Below are 18,891 nucleotides of genomic sequence, written 5' to 3' on the forward strand. Positions count from 1 at the left end.
CAGGAGCTCGCTTACTTGGCCGCCCGCTCTTTGGCGATCAGCTGGTCGGCGACGCTCAGGGCACCTTCAGGACCACCGGCGGTGCCCAGGTCGAAGCGGTACTTGCCGTTGACGACCATGGTCGGTACGCCAGAGATCTGATAGGCCTGGGCCTTCTTCTTCGCGTCCTCGACCTTGCCTTTGACGGCGAACGAATTGTAGGTGCTCAGGAATTTGTCCTTGTCGACGCCTTCGCCGGCCAGGAACTCGGCCATCTCTTCAGGAGTGGCGAGTTTCTTGCCGCCATGGATGGCTTCGAATACCGCTTTGTGGACCTTGTGCTCGACACCCATGGCTTCCAGGGTGATGAACAGTTGACCGTGAACGTTCCAGATACCGCCGAACATGGCAGGGATGCGCACGAAGTTGACGTCGGCCGGCAGTTTTTCAGCCCATGGGTTGATGGTCGGCTCGAAGGCGTAGCAGTGTGGGCAGCCATACCAGAACAGCTCGACCACTTCGATCTTGCCAGGCACCGCAACCGGAACGGCGCTGCTCAGCTCTACATATTGTTTACCGGCTTCAAGGGGCTCGGCGGCTTGAGCAGTCATGCCAAACAGGCTGGCGGTGACGAGAGCGGCGCTGAGAATCAGATTACGCATGCTTTACTCCTGAACAAGTAAGGTCGCCTCGCGCGGCCTGTTCGCAGACAGGTCATGGCAGGGCTTGAGTTCGCTAGTGTAGCGGCAGACGCCATAAAAAAGGGCGGCCTGAGCCACCCTTTATGCTTTCATCGACAGATTAATCGATCATTAACGTTGCGCAAGATAGACCCTTTCGCAACATGATCGCCGGCCTCAGTGCAGGCCCTGGATATAGCTGGATACCGCTTCGATGTCCTTGTTGCTCAGCTTGGCGGCGATGCTGCGCATGATCATGGTGTCGCCGTCGTTGGTGCGGTTGCCTTCGCGGAAGTCGGTCAACTGCTTGGCTACGTACTGAGCATGCTGGCCACCCAGGTGCGGGAAGCCGGCAGCGGCGTTACCCGTGCCATTTGGCGAGTGGCAACCGGTGCAGGAAGGCATGCCTTGATCCAGCTTGCCGCCACGGAACAACTCTTCACCGCGAGCCACGACTTTCGGGTCTGCCGCGCCGACGCTGCCTTTCTGGCTGGCGAAGTAGGCGGAGAGGTCGGCCAGGTCCTGGTCGCTCAGGTTGGTCAGCAGGCCGGTCATTTCCAACACCTGGCGCTTGCCGGACTTGATGTCGTGCAACTGCTTGTTCAGGTAACGCTCACCCTGACCCGCCAGCTTTGGAAAGTTAGGCGCCATGCTGTTCCCATCCGGACCATGGCAAGCACCACATACAGCGGCTTTCGCCTGACCGGCAGCAGCGTCGCCTGCAGCATGGGCGACACCTGTGATGCCCAAGGTCAACAGCAGACTCACGAGTAATTTGTTCATCAGCTAATCCAACTACGGCTAAGGGTTAAGAGTTATGGACCGGGATCACTCGCTCATCCAAAGGATGATGGCTCGGTAATCCTCGGCACTGCAGTCCATGCACAAACCACGCGGCGGCATCGCCTTGAAACCCTGGGTCACGTGTTGCACCAGCGTCTCCATACCTTGCGCCAGCCTCGGCGCCCAAGCTCCCTGGTCCCCCTTGCGGGGAGCCGTTGGTAGTTGGCCGGAATGACAAGCCCCACAAACACGGTTGTACACAGCTTCCGGATCCTGTGTAGCCTGAGCGCTGTAAAGCGGTATCAGGACGCCGGCAGCCAGCAGCCATTTCGTCATAAAACGACCTTTTCAGGGTTGAGAGCGTGCTGCGTTCTAATGCGCAATCAAGGTCTATCGCTCTCGTGAACTTCATCCTACGCTGGGACAAAGCGCACACAAAATCTGCGGCATTATATACTGGCGCTACTGAAACGGAAACGACACCGCTCGCCGCGTCCATTCTCGGCACCGCCCCTATCGGAAATCCCATGCAACTCAAAAATCCCATTCTTGGTCTGTGCCAACAGTCCACTTTCATGCTCAGCGCCGCCAAAGTCGATCAATGCCCCGACGACGAAGGCTTCGAAGTGGCCTTCGCCGGGCGTTCCAACGCTGGCAAATCCAGCGCCCTGAATACCCTGACCCATGCCAGCCTGGCACGCACCTCGAAAACTCCGGGCCGTACGCAGCTGTTGAACTTCTTCAAGCTAGACGACGATCGCCGTCTGGTCGACCTGCCGGGTTACGGTTACGCGAAAGTGCCGATCCCGCTCAAGCAACACTGGCAGCGTCACCTGGAAGCCTACCTGGGCAGCCGCGAGAGTCTGAAAGGGTTGATTCTGATGATGGACATCCGCCATCCGATGACCGACTTCGACCTGCTGATGCTCGACTGGGCCGTCGCCAGCGGCATGCCGATGCACATCCTGCTGACCAAGGCCGACAAACTGACCTACGGCGCGGCCAAGAACACCCTGCTCAAGGTGCAGTCGCAAATCCGTAAGGGCTGGGGCGACAACGTCACCATCCAGCTGTTTTCGGCACCAAAACGCATGGGCCTGGAAGAGGCCTACACTGTACTGGCGGGCTGGATGGAACTGGCGGACAAAGGCGCCGAAACCGAGACCTGAAAGACATACGCAAAACTGCCTGTGGTGTGATCAGGCAAGGCAAAAACTGGCGGAAACGGCTGGAGTCGCATTCGACTTTAGGGACCTAAATGAGCATTTCCCGCCAGTTTTTAACGCAGCATGATCGCGCCACAGGCAGTTTTGGGGCAAAAAAAACCCCGGACTTCGTATGGGGAGGGGAAGTTCGGGGTCCAAGTTCCGGACCGCTAGGGCGGGGTCCAGATATCTGCCAACACTTAACACAACATAGGAGCATCGAAGGGCTTCACCAGCCATTCAGTTACTCTGAGTGGGCTTTCACTGATTAAGTTCCGGGAGGTTTCAAAAACTATTGGCAATAGTCGATGAAATTTTCCGCACTAATAGCTCTTCGCTAGCCTTCGCCGCGGCACTATGCCGCGGCCAAAGTACTGCCTTCTCGCCTCAGTGCGCCTCATCCCAGTTACTGCCCACCCCGACTTCGACCAGCAGCGGCACATCCAGGATCGCGGCATTGCTCATGTAGCCGCGAATCTCCTCGCTCACCTTGTCCACCAGGTCTTCGCGCACTTCCAGCACCAGTTCGTCGTGCACTTGCAGGATGACCTTGGCATCCAGGCCTGAGGCCGTCAGCCAGTTGTCTACCGCCACCATGGCCTTCTTGATGATGTCGGCCGCCGTGCCCTGCATCGGTGCGTTGATCGCCGTACGTTCGGCACCGGCGCGTTCCTGCGGCTTGTTGGAGTTGATCTCCGGCAAGTACAGGCGGCGGCCGAACAGGGTTTCCACATAACCCTGTTCCGCGGCCTGGGCGCGGGTGCGGTCCATGTATTCGCGCACGCCGGGGTAGCGGGCGAAGTAGGTGTCGATATAGGCCTTGGCAGTCTTGGTATCGACGCCGATGTCCTTGCCGAGCTTCTGCGCGCCCATGCCATAGATCAGGCCGAAGTTGATCGCCTTGGCACTGCGGCGCTGATCGGAACTGACGTCCTTGAGCTCGACCTTGAACACTTCGGCCGCGGTGGCCGCGTGCACGTCGAGGTTGTTGCGGAAGGCATTCAGCAGCCCTTCGTCGCGGGACAGGTGCGCCATGATCCGCAGTTCGATCTGCGAATAGTCCGCCGCCAGCAGCTTGTAGCCAGGCGGCGCGATGAAGGCCTGGCGGATGCGCCGGCCTTCGGCGGTACGCACCGGGATGTTCTGCAGGTTCGGATCGCTGGAAGACAAACGCCCGGTAGACGCGACTGCCTGGTGATAGGAGGTGTGGATTCGCCCGGTACGCGGGTTGATCTGCTCCGGCAGGCGGTCGGTGTAGGTGCTCTTGAGCTTGCTCATGGAGCGATACTGCATCAGCACCTTGGGCAGTGGGTAGTCATCCTCGGCCAGCTTGGCCAGCACTTCTTCAGCGGTGGACGGCTGGCCTTTGGCAGTCTTCTTCAGCACCGGCAGGCCGAGCTTGTCGTAGAGGATGACTCCCAGTTGTTTGGGCGAACCCAGGTTGAATTCTTCGCCAGCGATCTCGAAGGCTTCACGCTCCAGCGCCACCATCTTGTCGCCCAGTTCGATGCTCTGCACGCCCAGCAGGTCGGCGTCCACCAAGGCACCCTGGCGCTCGATCCGTGCCAGTACCGGCACCACGGGCATTTCGATATCGCTGAGCACGCTGGCCAGGCTCGGAATCGCGGCCAGTTTTTCATGCAAGACCTGATGCAGACGCAGGGTCACATCGGCGTCCTCCGCCGCATAAGGTCCGGCCTGCTCAAGAGCAATCTGGTCGAAGGTCAGCTGCTTGGCGCCCTTGCCGGCGATGTCCTGGAAACTCACGGTGGTGTGGCCCAGGTATTTCTCCGCCAGGCTGTCCATGTCATGCCGGGTGGCGGTGGAGTTGAGCACGTAGGACTCGAGCATGGTGTCGAAGGCGACACCACGCACCGTGATGCCGTTGGCCTGATCGCCGCCGATGGCGCAGTTGGCCAGGATATTCATGTCGAACTTGGCGTGCTGGCCGACCTTGAGTTTGTTCGGGTCTTCGAGAATCGGCTTCAGGGCCCGCAGGACGGTGTCGCGATCCAGCTGCTCCGGCGCGCCGATATAAGAGTGGGTCAGCGGAATATAAGCCGCTTCGTTGGCCTGCACGGCGAAGGACAACCCCACGAGCTGCGCCTGCTGGGCATCGATACCGGTGGTTTCGGTATCGAAGGCGAACAGCTTGGCGTTCTTCAGCTTTTCCAGCCAGACATCGAAACGCGCCTGATCGAGGATGGTTTCGTACTGAGCTTCGACAACCACCGGCACTTCGATCTCGACCTGAGTCAACAAGTCGGCCATCGGCTCAGAGGCGGCGACACTCAGTTCCAGACGCTTGGCATCGCGCTGCAGCTCGTCGAGCCAGCTCTTGAACTCCAGCAGGCTGTACAGCTCGACCAGTTTGTCGCGGTCCGGTTCGCCCAGGTGCAGGTCGTCCAGGCCGATATCCAGCGGCACATCGACCTTGATCGTCGCCAGCTGATAGGAGAGGAAAGCCATCTCCTTGTGCTCCTCGAGCTTGGCCGGCAGGGTCTTGGCCCCGCGAATCGGCAGGCTCGGGACGATATCGAGCTGGGCATACAGCTCGTTCAGGCCACCGTTGACCCCCACCAGCAGGCCGGAAGCAGTCTTCGGGCCGATGCCCGGCACACCCGGGATGTTGTCGGAGGAGTCGCCCATCAGCGCCAGGTAATCGATGATCTGCTCGGGAGCGACGCCGAATTTCTCCTTCACGCCCTCCACGTCCATGCTGCTACCGGACATGGTGTTAACCAGCGTAATGTGCCCGTCCACCAGTTGCGCCATGTCCTTGTCGCCGGTGGAGATCACCACCGGCCGGTCGGCCGCCGCGCTGCTGCGGGCCAGGGTGCCGATCACGTCGTCCGCCTCGACGCCCTCGACGCACAGCAGCGGAAAGCCCAGGGCGATCACGCTGGCGTGCAGCGGTTCGATCTGCACCCGCATGTCGTCGGGCATGCTCGGGCGATTGGCCTTGTAGGCGGCGTACATATCATCGCGGAAGGTCCCGCCCTTGGCGTCGAACACCACGGCGAACGGGCTGTCCGGGTACTGCTTGCGCAGACTCTTGAGCATGTTCAGCACGCCCTTGACCGCACCGGTCGGCATGCCTTTGGAAGTGGTCAGCGGGGGCAGCGCGTGGAAGGCGCGGTACAGGTAGGACGAACCGTCCACCAGGACGAGGGGGGCTTGGCTCATGAGCAGGATCAACCTTTTCGGCGGGTCCGGCGCTAGAATAGCGGGACCGTTGACGACAAAGGGACAAGGTTATCATGCGCACACTAAATCGCTTGCTGCTGGCCAGCCTGATTGCAATCGCGCCGATGGCCGTGATTGCGGCGGAGGATGCGCCATCGGCGGATCCGGAAGTAACCATTCGCACGGAAGGCGACAAGACCATCCAGGAGTACCGCCAGAACGGTTTCCTGTACGCCATCAAGGTCACACCGAAGGTCGGCAAACCCTACTTTCTGGTGCGCGCCGACGGCTCCGATGGCAATTTCATTCGTTCTGACCAGCCGGATATGCTGATTCCGGCGTGGAAAATTTTCGAGTGGTAAACCACTCCTAACTTCAACCGGCGCTGGCTCGACAGCGGCGCCCGTACTGGCAGTTTTTAACCATGTCTGTGTTTACTCCCCTGGCTCGGCCCGAGCTGGAAACCTTTCTCGCCCCTTACGGGCTCGGCCGCCTGCTTGACTTCCAGGGGATTGCCGCTGGTAGCGAAAACACCAACTTCTTCATCAGCCTGGAACAGGGCGAGTTCGTCCTGACCCTGGTCGAGCGTGGCCCGGTCCAGGAAATGCCGTTCTTCATCGAACTGCTGGACGTGCTGCACGACGCCGACCTACCGGTGCCTTACGCCCTGCGCACCACCGACGGCGTGGCCCTGCGCGAGCTGGCCGGCAAGCCGGCGCTGCTACAGCCGCGCCTGGCCGGCAAGCACATCAAGGAAGCCAATGCCCAGCATTGCGCGCAGGTCGGCGAGCTGCTGGCTCACCTGCACCTGGCGACCAAGGACAACATGATCAAGCGCAAGACCGATCGTGGCCTGGACTGGATGCAGGAAGAAGGCTCGCAGATGCTGTCCCATCTCGACCCGCAGGCGCGGGACTTGCTGCAGCGGGCCCTGGATGAAATCGACGAGCAGAAGGTGAAGATCCTCGCGCTGCCTCGGGCCAACATCCACGCCGACCTGTTCCGCGACAACGCGATGTTCGAAGGCACGCACCTGACCGGGCTGATCGACTTCTACAACGCCTGCTCCGGGCCGATGCTGTATGACGTGGCGATTGCCCTGAACGACTGGTGTTCCGACGCCGACGGCCTGCTCGACGGCTCGCGCGCCCGGGCCCTGCTGGGCGCCTACGCGGCCCTGCGCCCGTTCACCACCGCCGAGGCCGAGCTGTGGCCAACCCTGTTGCGGGTGGCCTGCGTGCGCTTCTGGCTGTCACGCCTGATCGCCGCCGAGTCCTTCGCCGGACAGGACGTGCTGATTCACGACCCGATGGAGTTCCAACTGCGCCTGGCCCAGCGCCAGCAGGTCAGCACGCCATTGCCGTTCGCCATCTGAAAGCATCGCGGGCAAGCCCGCCCCTACGTTCTCTTGTAGGAGCGAGGCTTGCCCGCGATAGCGTCAGCCGTCTTTACAACGACTCCAGGCAACCCGCCAGATCGTTGCCCAGCTTCTCCAGCACCTGCTCATAACCCCGCGCCGTGGCCGGGGTGTAGCCGCCCAGCGCATCGAGTTCCGCCAGCTTCACCGGCAAACCCGCCACCAGGGTTTCGGCCAGGCGCGGGCGCAATGGCGGCTCGCTGAACACACAGGTCTTGCCGACCTGCTGCAAGCGCGCGCGCATTGCCGCTACGTGCTGCGCGCCCGGCTGCACTTCGGCCGCCACGCTGAACACGCCCGCATGCTTGAGCCCATAAGCGTCTTCGAAGTAATCGAAGGCTTCATGGAAGACGAAATAAGGCTTGCCGACGATTGGCGCCAGGCGGGCTTTCAAACGGGCATCCAGGGCATCCAGGCGCTGGTCGAAGGCCTTGGCGTTGCTCTGGTAACGCGCGGCGTTGGCCGGGTCCGCGGCGCTCAGGTCGGCCGCCATGCGGTCGGCGATGACCCGCGCGTTGACCGGCGACAGCCACAGGTGCGCATCGAGGCTGCCTGGACGATGATCGTGGTCATGTTCGTCGGCTTCTTCAGCATGCGAGTGGTTATCTTCGGCGAAATGACGGAGTTTCAGACCTGGCAGGTCCTGCACCGCCAGCGCTGGCAGCGTGCGGCCCTTGAGGACCCGCGGCAGGAAGCTCTCCATGTCCGGGCCGATCCAGTACAGCAACTCCACCGACTGCACCTTGCGCACATCGGAAGGACGCAGCGCATAGTTGTGCGGCGATGCGCCCGGCGGCAGCAGGACCTCGGGCACGGCGATGCCGTCCTGGACGGCGGCGGCGATCAATTGCAGGGGTTTGATGCTGGTCAGGACCCGGACTTCGGCCTGGGCCGAGCTGATCACGAACAAACTGGCGGTAAAAGCGACAAAAAGGGCAAAAAGTCGAGACACGATGACCACTCGAAGAGGCAAGAACGGGTAACATAATAACGTCTCTCACCATTATCGTCGCCGCTCATGCCTAAAACCCCCCTTGCCAGTCGCCCCCACGACCACTCTCACTGCGTACACAGCGCACTGTCCGAGGCCGATGCCCTGTGCGCCCGCCAAGGCCTGCGCCTGACCGCCCTGCGTCGGCGGGTGCTGGAACTGGTCTGGCAAAGCCACAAGCCGCTGGGTGCCTACGACATCCTCGCCGTGCTCAGCGAACAGGACGGTCGCCGCGCCGCGCCGCCAACCGTGTACCGCGCCCTGGATTTCCTCCTGGAAAACGGCTTGGTGCACCGCATCGCCTCGCTCAACGCCTTCGTCGGCTGCAATCACCCGGAACACGCGCACCAGGGCCAGTTCCTGATCTGCCGCGTCTGCCACGCCGCCATCGAGCTTGAACAGAAATCCATCAGCGACGCGATCATCAGCAGCGCGCGCGATGTCGGCTTCGTCGTCGAAGGCCAGACCGTCGAAGTGGTCGGCCTCTGCTCGGGTTGCCAGGGGGCTTGATGAGCAATGCCTTGATTCGCCTCGACCAGGTCGCGGTGACCTTTGCCGGGCAGACCGTGCTGGACAACATCCAGCTCAGTGTCGAGCCTGGGCAGATCGTCACGCTGATCGGCCCCAACGGCGCCGGTAAGACCACCCTGGTGCGCGCCGTGCTCGGCCTGCTCAAGCCAGACAGCGGCAGCGTCTGGCGCAAGCCGAAGCTGCGGGTCGGCTATATGCCGCAGAAGCTGCACGTCGACCCGACATTACCGCTGTCGGTGCTGCGCTTCCTGCGCCTGGTGCCGGGCGTGGACCGCGCGACAGCCCTGGCTGCACTGAACGAAGTCGGCGCCGAACAGGTGATCGACAGCCCGGTGCAGAGCATTTCCGGCGGCGAGATGCAGCGTGTACTGCTGGCCCGTGCCCTGCTGCGCGAGCCGGAATTGCTGGTACTGGACGAGCCGGTACAAGGCGTGGACGTCGCCGGCCAGGCCGAGCTGTACAGCCTGATCACCCGCTTGCGCGACCGCCACGGTTGCGGCGTGCTGATGGTCTCCCACGACCTGCACCTGGTGATGAGCACCACCGACCAGGTGGTCTGCCTCAATCGCCACGTGTGCTGCTCCGGCCACCCGGAACAGGTCAGCGGCGACCCGGCCTTCGTCGAGCTGTTCGGCCAGAATGCGCCAAGCCTGGCGATCTATCACCACCATCACGACCACGCCCACGACCTGCACGGTTCGGTGGTCACCGGGGCCGCGGCCAGCCACGTTCATGTTCACGGAGATAGCTGCAAGCATGGCTGATTTTCTGTTGTACGCCCTGCTCGCAGGCCTGGCGCTGGCGCTGGTGGCAGGTCCCCTCGGATCGTTCGTGGTCTGGCGGCGCATGGCCTATTTCGGCGACACCCTGTCCCATGCCGCTTTGCTCGGCGTGGCCCTGGGCTTTCTGCTGGATGTCAGCCCGGCAGTGGCGGTGACCGTCGGCTGCCTGTTGCTGGCGGTGCTGCTGGTCACCCTGCAACAGCGCCAGCCGCTGGCTTCCGATACGTTGCTGGGGATTCTCGCCCCCAGCACCCTCTCCCTCGGGCTGGTGGTACTAAGCTTCATGCATGACGTGCGGATCGACCTGATGGCCTATCTGTTCGGCGACCTGCTGGCGATCAGCCCCGGCGACCTGGCGTGGATTCTTGGCGGCAGCGCCGCGGTCCTGCTGCTATTGGTAGCCCTGTGGCGGCCGTTGCTGGCGATCACCGTGCACGAGGAGCTGGCCAGGGTCGAAGGCTTGCCGGTGGCGTCGCTGCGCCTGGCACTGATGCTGTTGATCGCGGTGGTGATCGCGGTGGCGATGAAGATCGTCGGGGTCTTGCTGATCACTTCGCTGCTGATCATCCCGGCGGCTGCGGCCCAACGTCACGCCCGTTCCCCGGAGCAGATGGCGCTGGGCGCGAGCCTGCTGGGCATACTCGCGGTCTGTGGTGGGCTGGCGTTGTCGTGGTTCAAGGACACCCCCGCAGGGCCGTCGATCGTGGTCACGGCGGCCGCATTGTTTCTGCTGAGTTTTGTCCTGCCCCGTCGAGGGGTGTAGACTTGCTCGCTTTTTGCGCAATTAGAGAGTCGCAGGAATGAAGCCGTTCGCCTCCCGTTATCTGCTCCTTGTCGCATTTTCCATGCTGCTGGGCGCCTGCCAGAGCACGCCGCCGGCTGAAGTGCCCGACGCCCGCGCCACGGCCATCGCACAGCTGCAGCAAAATATCGCCAGCAGCGAACTGGCCACCGCCGAAGACCAGTTGAGCGCCTTGCAGGCCCAGTCGCCCAACGACCCGCAGCTCGAGCAATACCAGCGCCAGTTGGCCGAAGCCTACCTGCAGCGCAGCCAGATCGTGTTGCAAAAGGGTGATGTCAACGCCGCCGCTACGGCCCTGAGCCGCGCCCGCGCGCTGATGCCCAAGGCACCGGCCCTGACCGGCGGCGTCGATGGCGCCATCACCCAGGCCCGTAAAGCCGAGCTGGAAAAAGCCGAAGCCGCGCTCAAGGCCGCTGAAGCCCGGCCGCCAGCCAAGCTGATCGACCCGGCCGCCGAGAGCACCACCATTGCGCTGAACCTCAGCGATATCAAGCAACTGCGTCGGCAACTCGATGCGATCGCCGCCGATGTGGTGAATTACCAGTGCGACGTGAGCATCCAGGCGCCACGCACCGAAGATTACCCTTGGCTGAAGACCCTGCTGAGCAAGCGAGTGAAAAAGCTCAACGGCGAGTTCGACCTGCAGATCGAGCGGCAGATCCTGCGCCACATCCCGGCACAGATGGTGCTGACGCCACGCAAACCCCAATAACGCCACCTCTGTAGGAGCGAGCGGGCGGCGATCCGACTTGCCCGCGATCAACGCTAACGCGGTACCAAACCCTTTCGCACGCAAGCTGTGCTCCTACAGAAGCGTCAGCAGCATCAGGCCGGAATCGCCTTGGCCTTCGGCTCCCGCTCCCAGACCCGGTGATGGGCAATCGCGTTGAAGAACGCCTTCAACGCCTTGGCATCCCCGCCGACGATCAACCCCGCATCCACTTCCAGCTTGAGTACATCCAGCAACTGCTTGGCCTCGCCCTGCAAGGCAATCGCCTTGAGGTGCTTGTAGGCTTCGAGCAGGTAATGCAGGGCCACTCCATCGCCGCTCAAGGCCTGTATCGACTTGGCGCCACCCGGCACGAACACCGCGTCGAACGCCACTGACGGCAGCCCTTCCATGGAAGCGTCCACCGGCAGGGTCTTGCCATCCGCCGTGGTCACGGGCGCCGAGGTCGGGCCCAGCAACCTGGCGTGGGCGCCTTCGGCTTGCAGGGCCTTTTTCAAGGCGTCGATCGCCATGCCGTCGACCCCGTTCGCCGCCAGGATCGCCACTTTGCGGGTCTTGATATCCCCCGACAGCAGGTTGGCCTGGCTCAGGGCCGGCGAGTGATCGGGGGTCAGTTCAGGCACCTCGACAGTGCCCGCCTTGGGCACCGGCAAGCCCAGGTTCTGTGCGACCCGCCTGGCCAGTTCGAGATCGATATTGGCCAGGATCTCGTTGACCTGCCGCGCGCGGATCCACTCGCGCTCGACCTTGCCCAGCTCGAAGCTGTAGGCGGCGATGATGTGTTCCTGCTCATGCGTGCTCATGCTCTTGAAGAACAGTCGCGCCTGGGAGAAGTGGTCGCTGAAGGACGGGCTGCGCTGACGGATCTTGTGCGCGTCGATGCGTTCGCTGTAGCTCTCGAAACCGCCATCCTCGGCCGCGGGCGGCGTCTCTTTCGGCCAGCCGCCATCGATGGAGTTGGGCTCGTAGGAGGCCCGCCCCTTGTCGATGGTGGTGCGGTGCATGGCATCGCGCTGGCCGTTGTGGAAGGGCGCCAGCGGGCGGTTGATCGGCAGTTCATGGAAGTTCGGCCCGCCAAGTCGGCTGATCTGCGTATCGGTGTAGGAGAACAGCCGGCCCTGCAGCAGCGGATCGTTGGAGAAGTCGATGCCCGGCACGATATGCCCCGGGCAGAAGGCAACCTGCTCGGTCTCGGCGAAGAAGTTGTCCGGGTTGCGGTTGAGCACCATCTTGCCCAGGGGCGTGATCGGCACCAGCTCCTCGGGTATCAACTTGGTCGGGTCGAGGATGTCGAAATCGAACTTGTGCTCGTTTTCCTCGACTATCACCTGCACACCCAGTTCCCACTCCGGGTAATCGCCGCTCTCGATCGACTCCCACAGGTCGCGGCGATGGAAGTCGGTGTCCTTGCCCGCCAGCTTTTGCGCCTCGTCCCAGACCAGGGAACAGGTGCCCACTGTCGGCCGCCAGTGGAATTTGACGAAGCTGGAGGTGCCTTCGGCATTGATGAAACGAAAGGTGTGCACGCCAAAGCCCTGCATGCTGCGCAGGCTTTTCGGAATCGCCCGGTCGGACATGGCCCAGATCACCATGTGCGCCGATTCCGGCTGCAGCGACACGAAGTCCCAGAAGGTGTCGTGGGCCGAGCCACCGGTGGGGATCTCGTTGTGCGGCTCGGGTTTGACCGCATGGACGAAGTCGGGAAACTTGATCGCGTCCTGGATGAAGAACACCGGCATGTTGTTGCCCACCAGGTCGAAGTTGCCTTCGTCGGTGAAGAACTTCACGGCAAAACCGCGCACGTCGCGCACGGTGTCGCCAGAGCCGCGCGGCCCCTGCACCGTGGAGAAACGCACGAACACCGGGGTCTTCTTGCCCGGATCACGCAGGAAGCCAGCCTTGGTCAGGGCCGAATGATTCTCGTAGGCCTGGAAGTAACCATGGGCGCCGACACCACGGGCATGGACGATACGCTCCGGGATCCGCTCATGGTCGAAGTGCGTGATCTTCTCCCGCATGATGAAGTCTTCCAGCAGCGAGGGCCCGCGGGCGCCGGCCTTCAGGGTGTTCTGGTTATCGGCGACCTTGACCCCCTGGTTCGTGCGCAACGCCTGTTCGGTGGCGTCGGAGCGGAAGGTCTCCAGGCTGTGCAGCTTGCTGTTGGTGTTGCCGCGATCCAGGGTATCGGTCCCGGCCAGCTGGCTTTTCGGTGCGCTTGGCTTCTTGCTGCTCATCAGGCAAAACTCCTCGTTGGCGAAGTCCCGGCGGGGCGGGGCTTCATCGGGCAAAATCGCCAGGCACGGCACCTGGCTTTTTTCGAGTGGCTTATTGAGTGACTGATGAGGTTTGGCGCCGTTCCTTTTTTATGACCTTTGATCGCGTTATTGCCAAATCGAAGGATGAATACAAAATAAATGCTAAGAACCTCTATACGGACAGGCTAAAATGCGCGCCCGGCTAACCGCTGATCCTTTTCTAACGCGCCCCACAAGGTTCGCTACGTGATCGAGTTTCAAAACGTCCATAAAACCTACCGGGTCGCCGGTAAGGATATTCCCGCCCTGCATCCGACCAGCCTGAAGGTCGAGAACGGCCAGGTATTCGGCCTGATCGGCCATTCCGGCGCGGGCAAAAGTACCCTGCTGCGCCTGATCAACCGCCTGGAAAACCCCAGCGGCGGCAAGATCGTCGTCGACGACGAGGAAGTCACCGCCCTGGACGCCAACGGCCTGCGTCGCTTCCGCCAGCAGGTCGGGATGATCTTCCAGCACTTCAACCTGCTGGCCTCCAAGACCGTGGCCGACAACGTCGCGCTGCCGCTGACCCTGGCCGGCGAGCTGTCGCGCAGCGCAATCGACCAGCGCGTGGCCGAGTTGCTGGCCCGCGTCGGTCTGTCCGATCACGCCAAGAAATACCCAGCCCAGCTGTCCGGCGGGCAGAAGCAGCGCGTCGGCATCGCCCGCGCCCTGGCGACCAAGCCGAAGATCCTGCTGTGCGACGAAGCCACCAGCGCCCTGGACCCGCAGACCACCGCGTCGGTCCTGCAACTGCTGGCCGAGATCAACCGTGAACTGAAGCTGACCATCGTGCTGATCACCCATGAAATGGACGTGATCCGTCGCGTCTGCGACCAAGTGGCGGTGATGGATGCCGGGGTGATCGTCGAGCAGGGGTCGGTGGCCGAGGTGTTCCTGCATCCCAAGCACCCGACCACCAAGCGTTTCGTCCAGGAAGACGAGCAGATCGACGAAAGCGAACAGCGCGACGACTTCGCCCACGTGCCAGGGCGCATCGTGCGCCTGACTTTCCAGGGCGACGCCACCTACGCGCCGCTGCTGGGCACCGTGGCCCGCGAAACCGGGGTGGACTACAGCATCCTCGCCGGCCGCATCGACCGCATCAAAGACGTCCCTTACGGGCAACTGACCCTGGCTATCACCGGCGGTGACATGGAGGCGGCCTTCGCCCACTTCACCGCGGCGGATGTCCACATGGAGGTGCTGCGCTAATGGAACTGCTGACAAGTTTCTTCGCCAATATCGACTGGTACGAAATCTGGCTGGCCACCGGCGACACCCTGCTGATGCTCGGTGGCTCGCTGCTGTTCACCGTGCTGCTGGGCCTGCCCCTGGGCGTGCTGCTGTTCCTCTGCAGCCCGCGCCAGCTGCTGGAGCAGAAGAGCCTCTACGCCCTGCTGTCGCTGCTGGTGAACATCCTGCGCTCGCTGCCGTTCATCATCCTGCTGATCGTGATGATCCCGTTCACCGTGCTGATCACCGGTACTTCCCTGGGTGTCGCCGGGGCGATCCCGCCCCTGGTGGTCGGCGCCACGCCGTTCTTCGCTCGCCTGGTGGAGACCGCCCTGCGCGAAGTGGACCGCGGCATCATCGAAGCCACCCAGTCCATGGGCGCGACCACCCGGCAGATCATCACCAACGCCCTGCTGCCGGAAGCCCGTCCGGGTATTTTCGCGGCAATTACCGTGACAGCGATTACCCTTGTTTCCTACACCGCCATGGCGGGTGTGGTAGGCGCGGGCGGTCTCGGCGACCTGGCGATCCGCTTCGGTTACCAGCGCTTCCAGACCGATGTGATGGTGGTCACCGTGGTGCTGTTGCTGGTGCTGGTTCAAGTTCTGCAAACCGTCGGCGACAAGCTGGTGGTGCACTTTTCCCGAAAATAAGTCGGCCCTGGCCGGCAGGCGTCCGGCACCGGGCGCCTCACAAGGAGCTAGCTGGATGAAAAAACTACTCGTCGCTTTCGCCGCCGTTGCCGCGTTCTCCGCGCACGCCGCTGACACCCTGACTGTGGCCGCCACTCCGGTGCCTCACGCCGAGATCCTCGAATTCGTGAAGCCGGCGCTGGCCAAGGAAGGCGTGGACCTGAAGGTCAAGGTCTTCACCGACTACATCCAGCCGAACGTGCAGGTCGCGGAAAAGCGCCTGGACGCCAACTTCTTCCAGCACCAGCCGTACCTGGATGAGTTCAACAAGGCCAAGGGCACCCACCTGGTAAGCGTTGCCGGCGTGCACCTGGAGCCGCTGGGCGCCTACTCCAACAAGTTCAAGAAGCTCGAAGAGCTGCCGGGCGGCGCCAACGTGGTGATCCCCAACGACGCCACCAACGGCGGCCGTGCCTTGCTGCTGCTGGCCAAGGCCGGCCTGATCAAGCTCAAGGATTCCAACAACATCCTGTCCACGGTCAAAGACATCACCGAGAACAGCAAGGACCTGAAATTCCGTGAGCTGGAAGCCGCGACCATCCCGCGCGTGCTGACCCAGGTCGACCTGGCGCTGATCAACACCAACTACGCCCTGGAAGCCAAGCTGGACCCGTCCAAGGACGCCCTGGTGATCGAAGGCAAGGACTCGCCTTACGTGAACATCCTGGTGGCCCGTCCTGACGACAAGGACTCGGACGCCATGAAGAAACTGGTTGCCGCCCTGCACAGCCCCGAAGTAAAGCAATTCATTCTCGAGAAGTACAAAGGCGCCGTGGTACCGGCGTTCTGATCGGTTGCAGAAACACAAACGGGGCGCCTTGAGGCGCCCCGTTTCGTTTCAGTTGCCTGCCGAGTTCCCTGTAGCCGCTGCCGCAGGCTGCGATCGGCTCCGCAGGAGACGTGCTCTTGAGGCCCTCGGAAGGCGCTACGCGCCTTATCGCAGCCTGCGACAGCGGCTACAGGATTCAGGCGTCCCGGGTTACTTGCGCTGCAACATCACCGGCAGCTGGGCCACCAGTTTCTGGTTGTTCAGCGGCGCGCGGATGAAGCCGCGCTGGGTGCCGTCCGGGCCGATCACCGCGAGGTTGCCGCTGTGGTCGACGGTGTAGTTGGGCTTGCTGGTATCGGCCGGAATGAACGGGATGCTCACCGCGTTGGCGAGCTTCTGCACGTCCGCCACCGAGGTCGCGGTCAGGCCCTTGAAGTCCTTGTCGAAGTAGCCCAGGTACTGTTTCAACTGCTGCGGCGTGTCGCGGTTCGGGTCGACGCTGACCAGCACCACCTGCAGGTTATCCACCGCCTCCTTGGGCAACTCGCTCTTGATCTGGCGCAGCTGGGCGAGGGTAGTCGGGCAGATGTCCGGGCAGAAGGTGTAGCCGAAGAACAGCAGGCTCCACTTGCCCTTGAGCTCATTGAGCACCACCGGCTGGCCTTCCTGGTCGGTCATCTTCACATCCGGCAGGGTGCGGCTCTGGGGCAGCAGGATGATCCCGGCGTCGATCAACGCGGTCGGATCCCCCTGGTTCTTGCCGGTCAGCACTTTGTTGACGGTGAGCCCCAGCACCAGGGCCACCAGCGCCACGAGAATAAAGACGGTTTTCTGAGTTCGAGTCATAGGTTCAACAATAGGTAGTGGTCTACGAGCAGCGCGATAAACAGCAGGAACAAGTAATAAATAGAGTACTTGAAGGTGTTGATCGCCGCGTGCGGCCGACTGCCACGGTACAGCACCCAGGCCCATTGCAGAAAGCGCGCGCCCAGGCCCAGGGCACAAATCAGGTAAAGCATGCCGCTCATGTGGATCGCATAAGGCAGCAGGCTGACCGCCAGCAAGGCGCAGGTGTAGAGCAGGATATGCACCTTGGTGTAGTGCTCGCCGTGGGTCACCGGCAGCATCGGGATATCGGCCTTGGCGTATTCCTCCTTGCGGTGAATGGCCAGCGCCCAGAAGTGCGGCGGGGTCCAGGCGAAGATGATCAGCACCAGCAGCAGCGGTTCGGCGGTCACATGGCCGGTGGCCGCGACCCAGCCCAACAGCGGCGGCGCGGCCCCGGCCAGGCCGCCGATCACGATGTTCTGCGGGGTCGCCCGCTTGAGGAAACCGGTGTAGATCACCGCATAACCGAGCAACGACGCCAGGGTCAGCCAGGCGGTCAGCGGGTTGGTGAACGCCAGCAGCAAGGCTTGCCCGGCGATGGCCAGCAGCAGGGCGAAACCCAGCGCCGCCGCCGGCGACACCCGGCCTTCGGCCAGCGGCCGTTTGTGGGTGCGCGCCATAACTGCATCGATCCGCCGGTCCACCACATGGTTCACCGCCGCCGCCGCGCCGGCGCACAGGGCGATACCCAGGTTGCCAAACACCAGCACCGTCCACGGCACCCCGGCGCGAGTGGCGAGGAACATGCCCACCAGCGAGGTGATGAGCATCAGCACCACCACCTTGGGTTTGGTCAGCTCCAGGTAGTCACGCCAGATCGCCTGGCGGTGACGCTCGCCGATCAGAGTCGCCATGGCATCTCTCCTTTTATGGTTATGGGCCCGGCAGCGTGTTTGCGCGGGCTCAGCCGCCAGCCCAGCGGCAGGTGCGAGCGGGCGCGGACCAGGCTGGTGCGGGCGTGATAATTGACCAGCACCAGGGTCAGCAGCAGCGCCGCGCCGCCGGCGTTATGCGCCACGGCCACCGGCAGCGGCAGGTGGAACAGCACATTGCTCATCCCAAGGCCGATCTGCGCCGCCAGCGCCACCAGCACCAGCCCGGCGAGGCGGGTCATGCCCACATGCTTGAGTTGCCAGGCCAGGCCGAGCAACACCAGGGTCACCAGCAACGCGCCGATGCGATGGGTCAGGTGGATGGCCGTGCGCGCGTCGCTGTCGAGCTGCCCGCCCAGGTAGTTGGGGCCGATGTGCTGGGTCAGGTGAAAGCCATTGGCGAAATCCGCCGCCGGCCACCACTGGCCGTGACAGGTCGGCAAGTCGATGCAGGCCACCGCCGCGTAGTTGGAGCTGACCCAGCCGCCCAGGGCGATCTGCCCGATCACCAGCACCAGCCCGGCCGTGGCCCAGTATTGCAGGCGCCTGGGCACGATCAGCGCCGGCAGCACCCCGGACAGCCGTAGCGTCAGCAAAAACAGCAGGCTCAGGGTGGCGAAGCCGCCCAGCAGGTGCGCGGTGACGACTTGCGGCCACAGCTTGAGGGTCACCGTCCACATGCCGAACAAGGCCTGGGCGAACACCACCGAGAGCAGGAACAGCGGCAGTTTCAGCGGTTGCCCGGGATGATGCCGGTGGGTCCAGGAGCGTGCCGCCAGCAGCACGATCAACAGGCCCAGAGTGCCGGCGAAATAGCGGTGGATCATCTCGTTCCAGCCTTTGTGGGCTTCCACCGGAGTGTCGGGAAAATGCAGCTCGGCGTGGGCCAACTGGGCTTCGCTTTTCGGCACGCTGATGAAGCCGTAGCAACCCGGCCAGTCCGGGCAGCCGAGGCCGGCGTGGGTCAGCCGGGTGTACGCGCCGAGCAGCACCACGATCAGTGCCAGCAAGGTGGCAAACAAGGCGAGGCGAAATCCAGGTTTGGCCATGACGA

The 18,891-nt window shown here is 63.0% G+C and carries 19 protein-coding genes; 10 read left to right on the plus strand and 9 right to left on the minus strand.

Annotated features, from left to right (window positions below; genetic code table 11):
• Nucleotides 1-11 precede the first annotated feature (11 nt).
• The 3 genes from AC07VU_RS03945 to AC07VU_RS03955 all read right to left on the minus strand — a co-directional run bounded on the left by AC07VU_RS03945 (nt 12) and on the right by AC07VU_RS03955 (nt 1,778).
• Nucleotides 12-641 (minus strand): thiol:disulfide interchange protein DsbA/DsbL, encoded by a 630-nt coding sequence (locus tag AC07VU_RS03945; protein ID WP_007924291.1) that lies wholly within the window; start codon nt 639-641, stop codon nt 12-14.
• A 195-nt stretch (nt 642-836) separates the two neighbouring features.
• Complete coding sequence (locus tag AC07VU_RS03950) at nt 837-1,442, minus strand: c-type cytochrome (RefSeq protein WP_009041529.1); 606 nt, start codon at nt 1,440-1,442, stop codon at nt 837-839.
• Between the two features lie 45 nt (nt 1,443-1,487).
• Nucleotides 1,488-1,778 carry a c-type cytochrome gene (locus AC07VU_RS03955; protein ID WP_009041528.1) on the minus strand — a complete coding sequence of 97 codons (291 nt, stop codon included), beginning with the start codon at nt 1,776-1,778 and terminating at the stop codon, nt 1,488-1,490.
• Between the two features lie 191 nt (nt 1,779-1,969).
• Between AC07VU_RS03955 and yihA the strand changes: the two genes are divergently transcribed.
• On the plus strand, nt 1,970-2,611 hold the full coding sequence (gene yihA / locus AC07VU_RS03960; RefSeq protein WP_053263255.1) for a ribosome biogenesis GTP-binding protein YihA/YsxC: 642 nt from the start codon (nt 1,970-1,972) through the stop codon (nt 2,609-2,611).
• A 423-nt stretch (nt 2,612-3,034) separates the two neighbouring features.
• On the opposite strand, the gene polA is transcribed toward yihA, so the two are convergent.
• Nucleotides 3,035-5,833, minus strand: a complete 2,799-nt coding sequence (polA, locus tag AC07VU_RS03965) for a DNA polymerase I (RefSeq protein WP_274305151.1) — start codon at nt 5,831-5,833, stop codon at nt 3,035-3,037.
• 74 nt (nt 5,834-5,907) lie between these two features.
• Between polA and AC07VU_RS03970 the strand changes: the two genes are divergently transcribed.
• Both AC07VU_RS03970 and AC07VU_RS03975 read left to right on the plus strand, forming a co-directional pair.
• Nucleotides 5,908-6,195, plus strand: a complete 288-nt coding sequence (locus AC07VU_RS03970; protein ID WP_007924295.1) for a DUF2782 domain-containing protein — start codon at nt 5,908-5,910, stop codon at nt 6,193-6,195.
• Nucleotides 6,196-6,257: 62 nt separating this feature from the next.
• Nucleotides 6,258-7,208, plus strand: coding sequence for a homoserine kinase (locus AC07VU_RS03975; RefSeq protein ID WP_274305150.1), 951 nt, complete (start codon nt 6,258-6,260; stop codon nt 7,206-7,208).
• A 73-nt stretch (nt 7,209-7,281) separates the two neighbouring features.
• Here AC07VU_RS03975 and AC07VU_RS03980 read toward each other — a convergent pair whose 3' ends face one another.
• A complete protein-coding gene (locus AC07VU_RS03980; RefSeq protein ID WP_274305149.1) occupies nt 7,282-8,211 on the minus strand; it encodes a zinc ABC transporter substrate-binding protein in 930 nt (309 codons plus the stop codon).
• A 57-nt stretch (nt 8,212-8,268) separates the two neighbouring features.
• On the opposite strand from AC07VU_RS03980, the gene zur reads away from it, so the two are divergent.
• Genes zur through AC07VU_RS04000 form a run of 4 tightly spaced genes read left to right on the plus strand, consistent with a single transcriptional unit; the run spans nt 8,269 to nt 11,068 of the window.
• Nucleotides 8,269-8,751, plus strand: a complete 483-nt coding sequence (gene zur, locus AC07VU_RS03985) for a zinc uptake transcriptional repressor Zur (RefSeq protein ID WP_007924301.1) — start codon at nt 8,269-8,271, stop codon at nt 8,749-8,751.
• The gene (gene znuC / locus AC07VU_RS03990; protein ID WP_274305148.1) at nt 8,751-9,536 is read left to right on the plus strand and encodes a zinc ABC transporter ATP-binding protein ZnuC; all 786 of its coding nucleotides are present in this window, start codon (nt 8,751-8,753) and stop codon (nt 9,534-9,536) included. The genes zur and znuC overlap by 1 nt, the downstream gene beginning before the upstream one ends.
• Nucleotides 9,529-10,317, plus strand: coding sequence for a zinc ABC transporter permease subunit ZnuB (znuB, locus tag AC07VU_RS03995; RefSeq protein ID WP_007924303.1), 789 nt, complete (start codon nt 9,529-9,531; stop codon nt 10,315-10,317). Before znuC ends, znuB begins: the two co-directional genes overlap by 8 nt.
• 37 nt (nt 10,318-10,354) lie before the next feature.
• Nucleotides 10,355-11,068, plus strand: coding sequence for a PA5502 family lipoprotein (locus AC07VU_RS04000; RefSeq protein WP_274305147.1), 714 nt, complete (start codon nt 10,355-10,357; stop codon nt 11,066-11,068).
• 113 nt (nt 11,069-11,181) lie between these two features.
• Here AC07VU_RS04000 and katE read toward each other — a convergent pair whose 3' ends face one another.
• On the minus strand, nt 11,182-13,374 hold the full coding sequence (katE, locus tag AC07VU_RS04005) for a catalase HPII (RefSeq protein ID WP_274305146.1): 2,193 nt from the start codon (nt 13,372-13,374) through the stop codon (nt 11,182-11,184).
• A 213-nt stretch (nt 13,375-13,587) separates the two neighbouring features.
• Between katE and AC07VU_RS04010 the strand changes: the two genes are divergently transcribed.
• From AC07VU_RS04010 to AC07VU_RS04020, 3 genes are read left to right on the plus strand one after another with little or no spacing between them, the layout of a single operon-like run.
• Complete coding sequence (locus AC07VU_RS04010) at nt 13,588-14,595, plus strand: methionine ABC transporter ATP-binding protein (protein ID WP_007924306.1); 1,008 nt, start codon at nt 13,588-13,590, stop codon at nt 14,593-14,595.
• Nucleotides 14,595-15,269: a methionine ABC transporter permease gene (locus AC07VU_RS04015; protein WP_007924307.1), complete on the plus strand. Its 675-nt coding sequence runs from the start codon at nt 14,595-14,597 to the stop codon at nt 15,267-15,269. The genes AC07VU_RS04010 and AC07VU_RS04015 overlap by 1 nt, the downstream gene beginning before the upstream one ends.
• A 55-nt stretch (nt 15,270-15,324) precedes the next feature.
• Nucleotides 15,325-16,098, plus strand: a complete 774-nt coding sequence (locus AC07VU_RS04020) for a MetQ/NlpA family ABC transporter substrate-binding protein (protein WP_007924308.1) — start codon at nt 15,325-15,327, stop codon at nt 16,096-16,098.
• Between the two features lie 189 nt (nt 16,099-16,287).
• Here AC07VU_RS04020 and AC07VU_RS04025 read toward each other — a convergent pair whose 3' ends face one another.
• The 3 genes from AC07VU_RS04025 to AC07VU_RS04035 are packed head-to-tail and all read right to left on the minus strand — an operon-like array spanning nt 16,288 to nt 18,886.
• Complete coding sequence (locus tag AC07VU_RS04025) at nt 16,288-16,923, minus strand: SCO family protein (protein WP_007924309.1); 636 nt, start codon at nt 16,921-16,923, stop codon at nt 16,288-16,290.
• Nucleotides 16,920-17,819 (minus strand): heme o synthase, encoded by a 900-nt coding sequence (gene cyoE / locus AC07VU_RS04030; RefSeq protein ID WP_007924310.1) that lies wholly within the window; start codon nt 17,817-17,819, stop codon nt 16,920-16,922. The genes AC07VU_RS04025 and cyoE overlap by 4 nt, the downstream gene beginning before the upstream one ends.
• A complete protein-coding gene (locus tag AC07VU_RS04035) occupies nt 17,807-18,886 on the minus strand; it encodes a COX15/CtaA family protein (RefSeq protein ID WP_277589930.1) in 1,080 nt (359 codons plus the stop codon). The genes cyoE and AC07VU_RS04035 overlap by 13 nt, the downstream gene beginning before the upstream one ends.
• Nucleotides 18,887-18,891 lie beyond the last annotated feature (5 nt).

The sequence above is a fragment of the Pseudomonas sp. GW821-FHT02B10 genome (assembly GCF_059421865.1).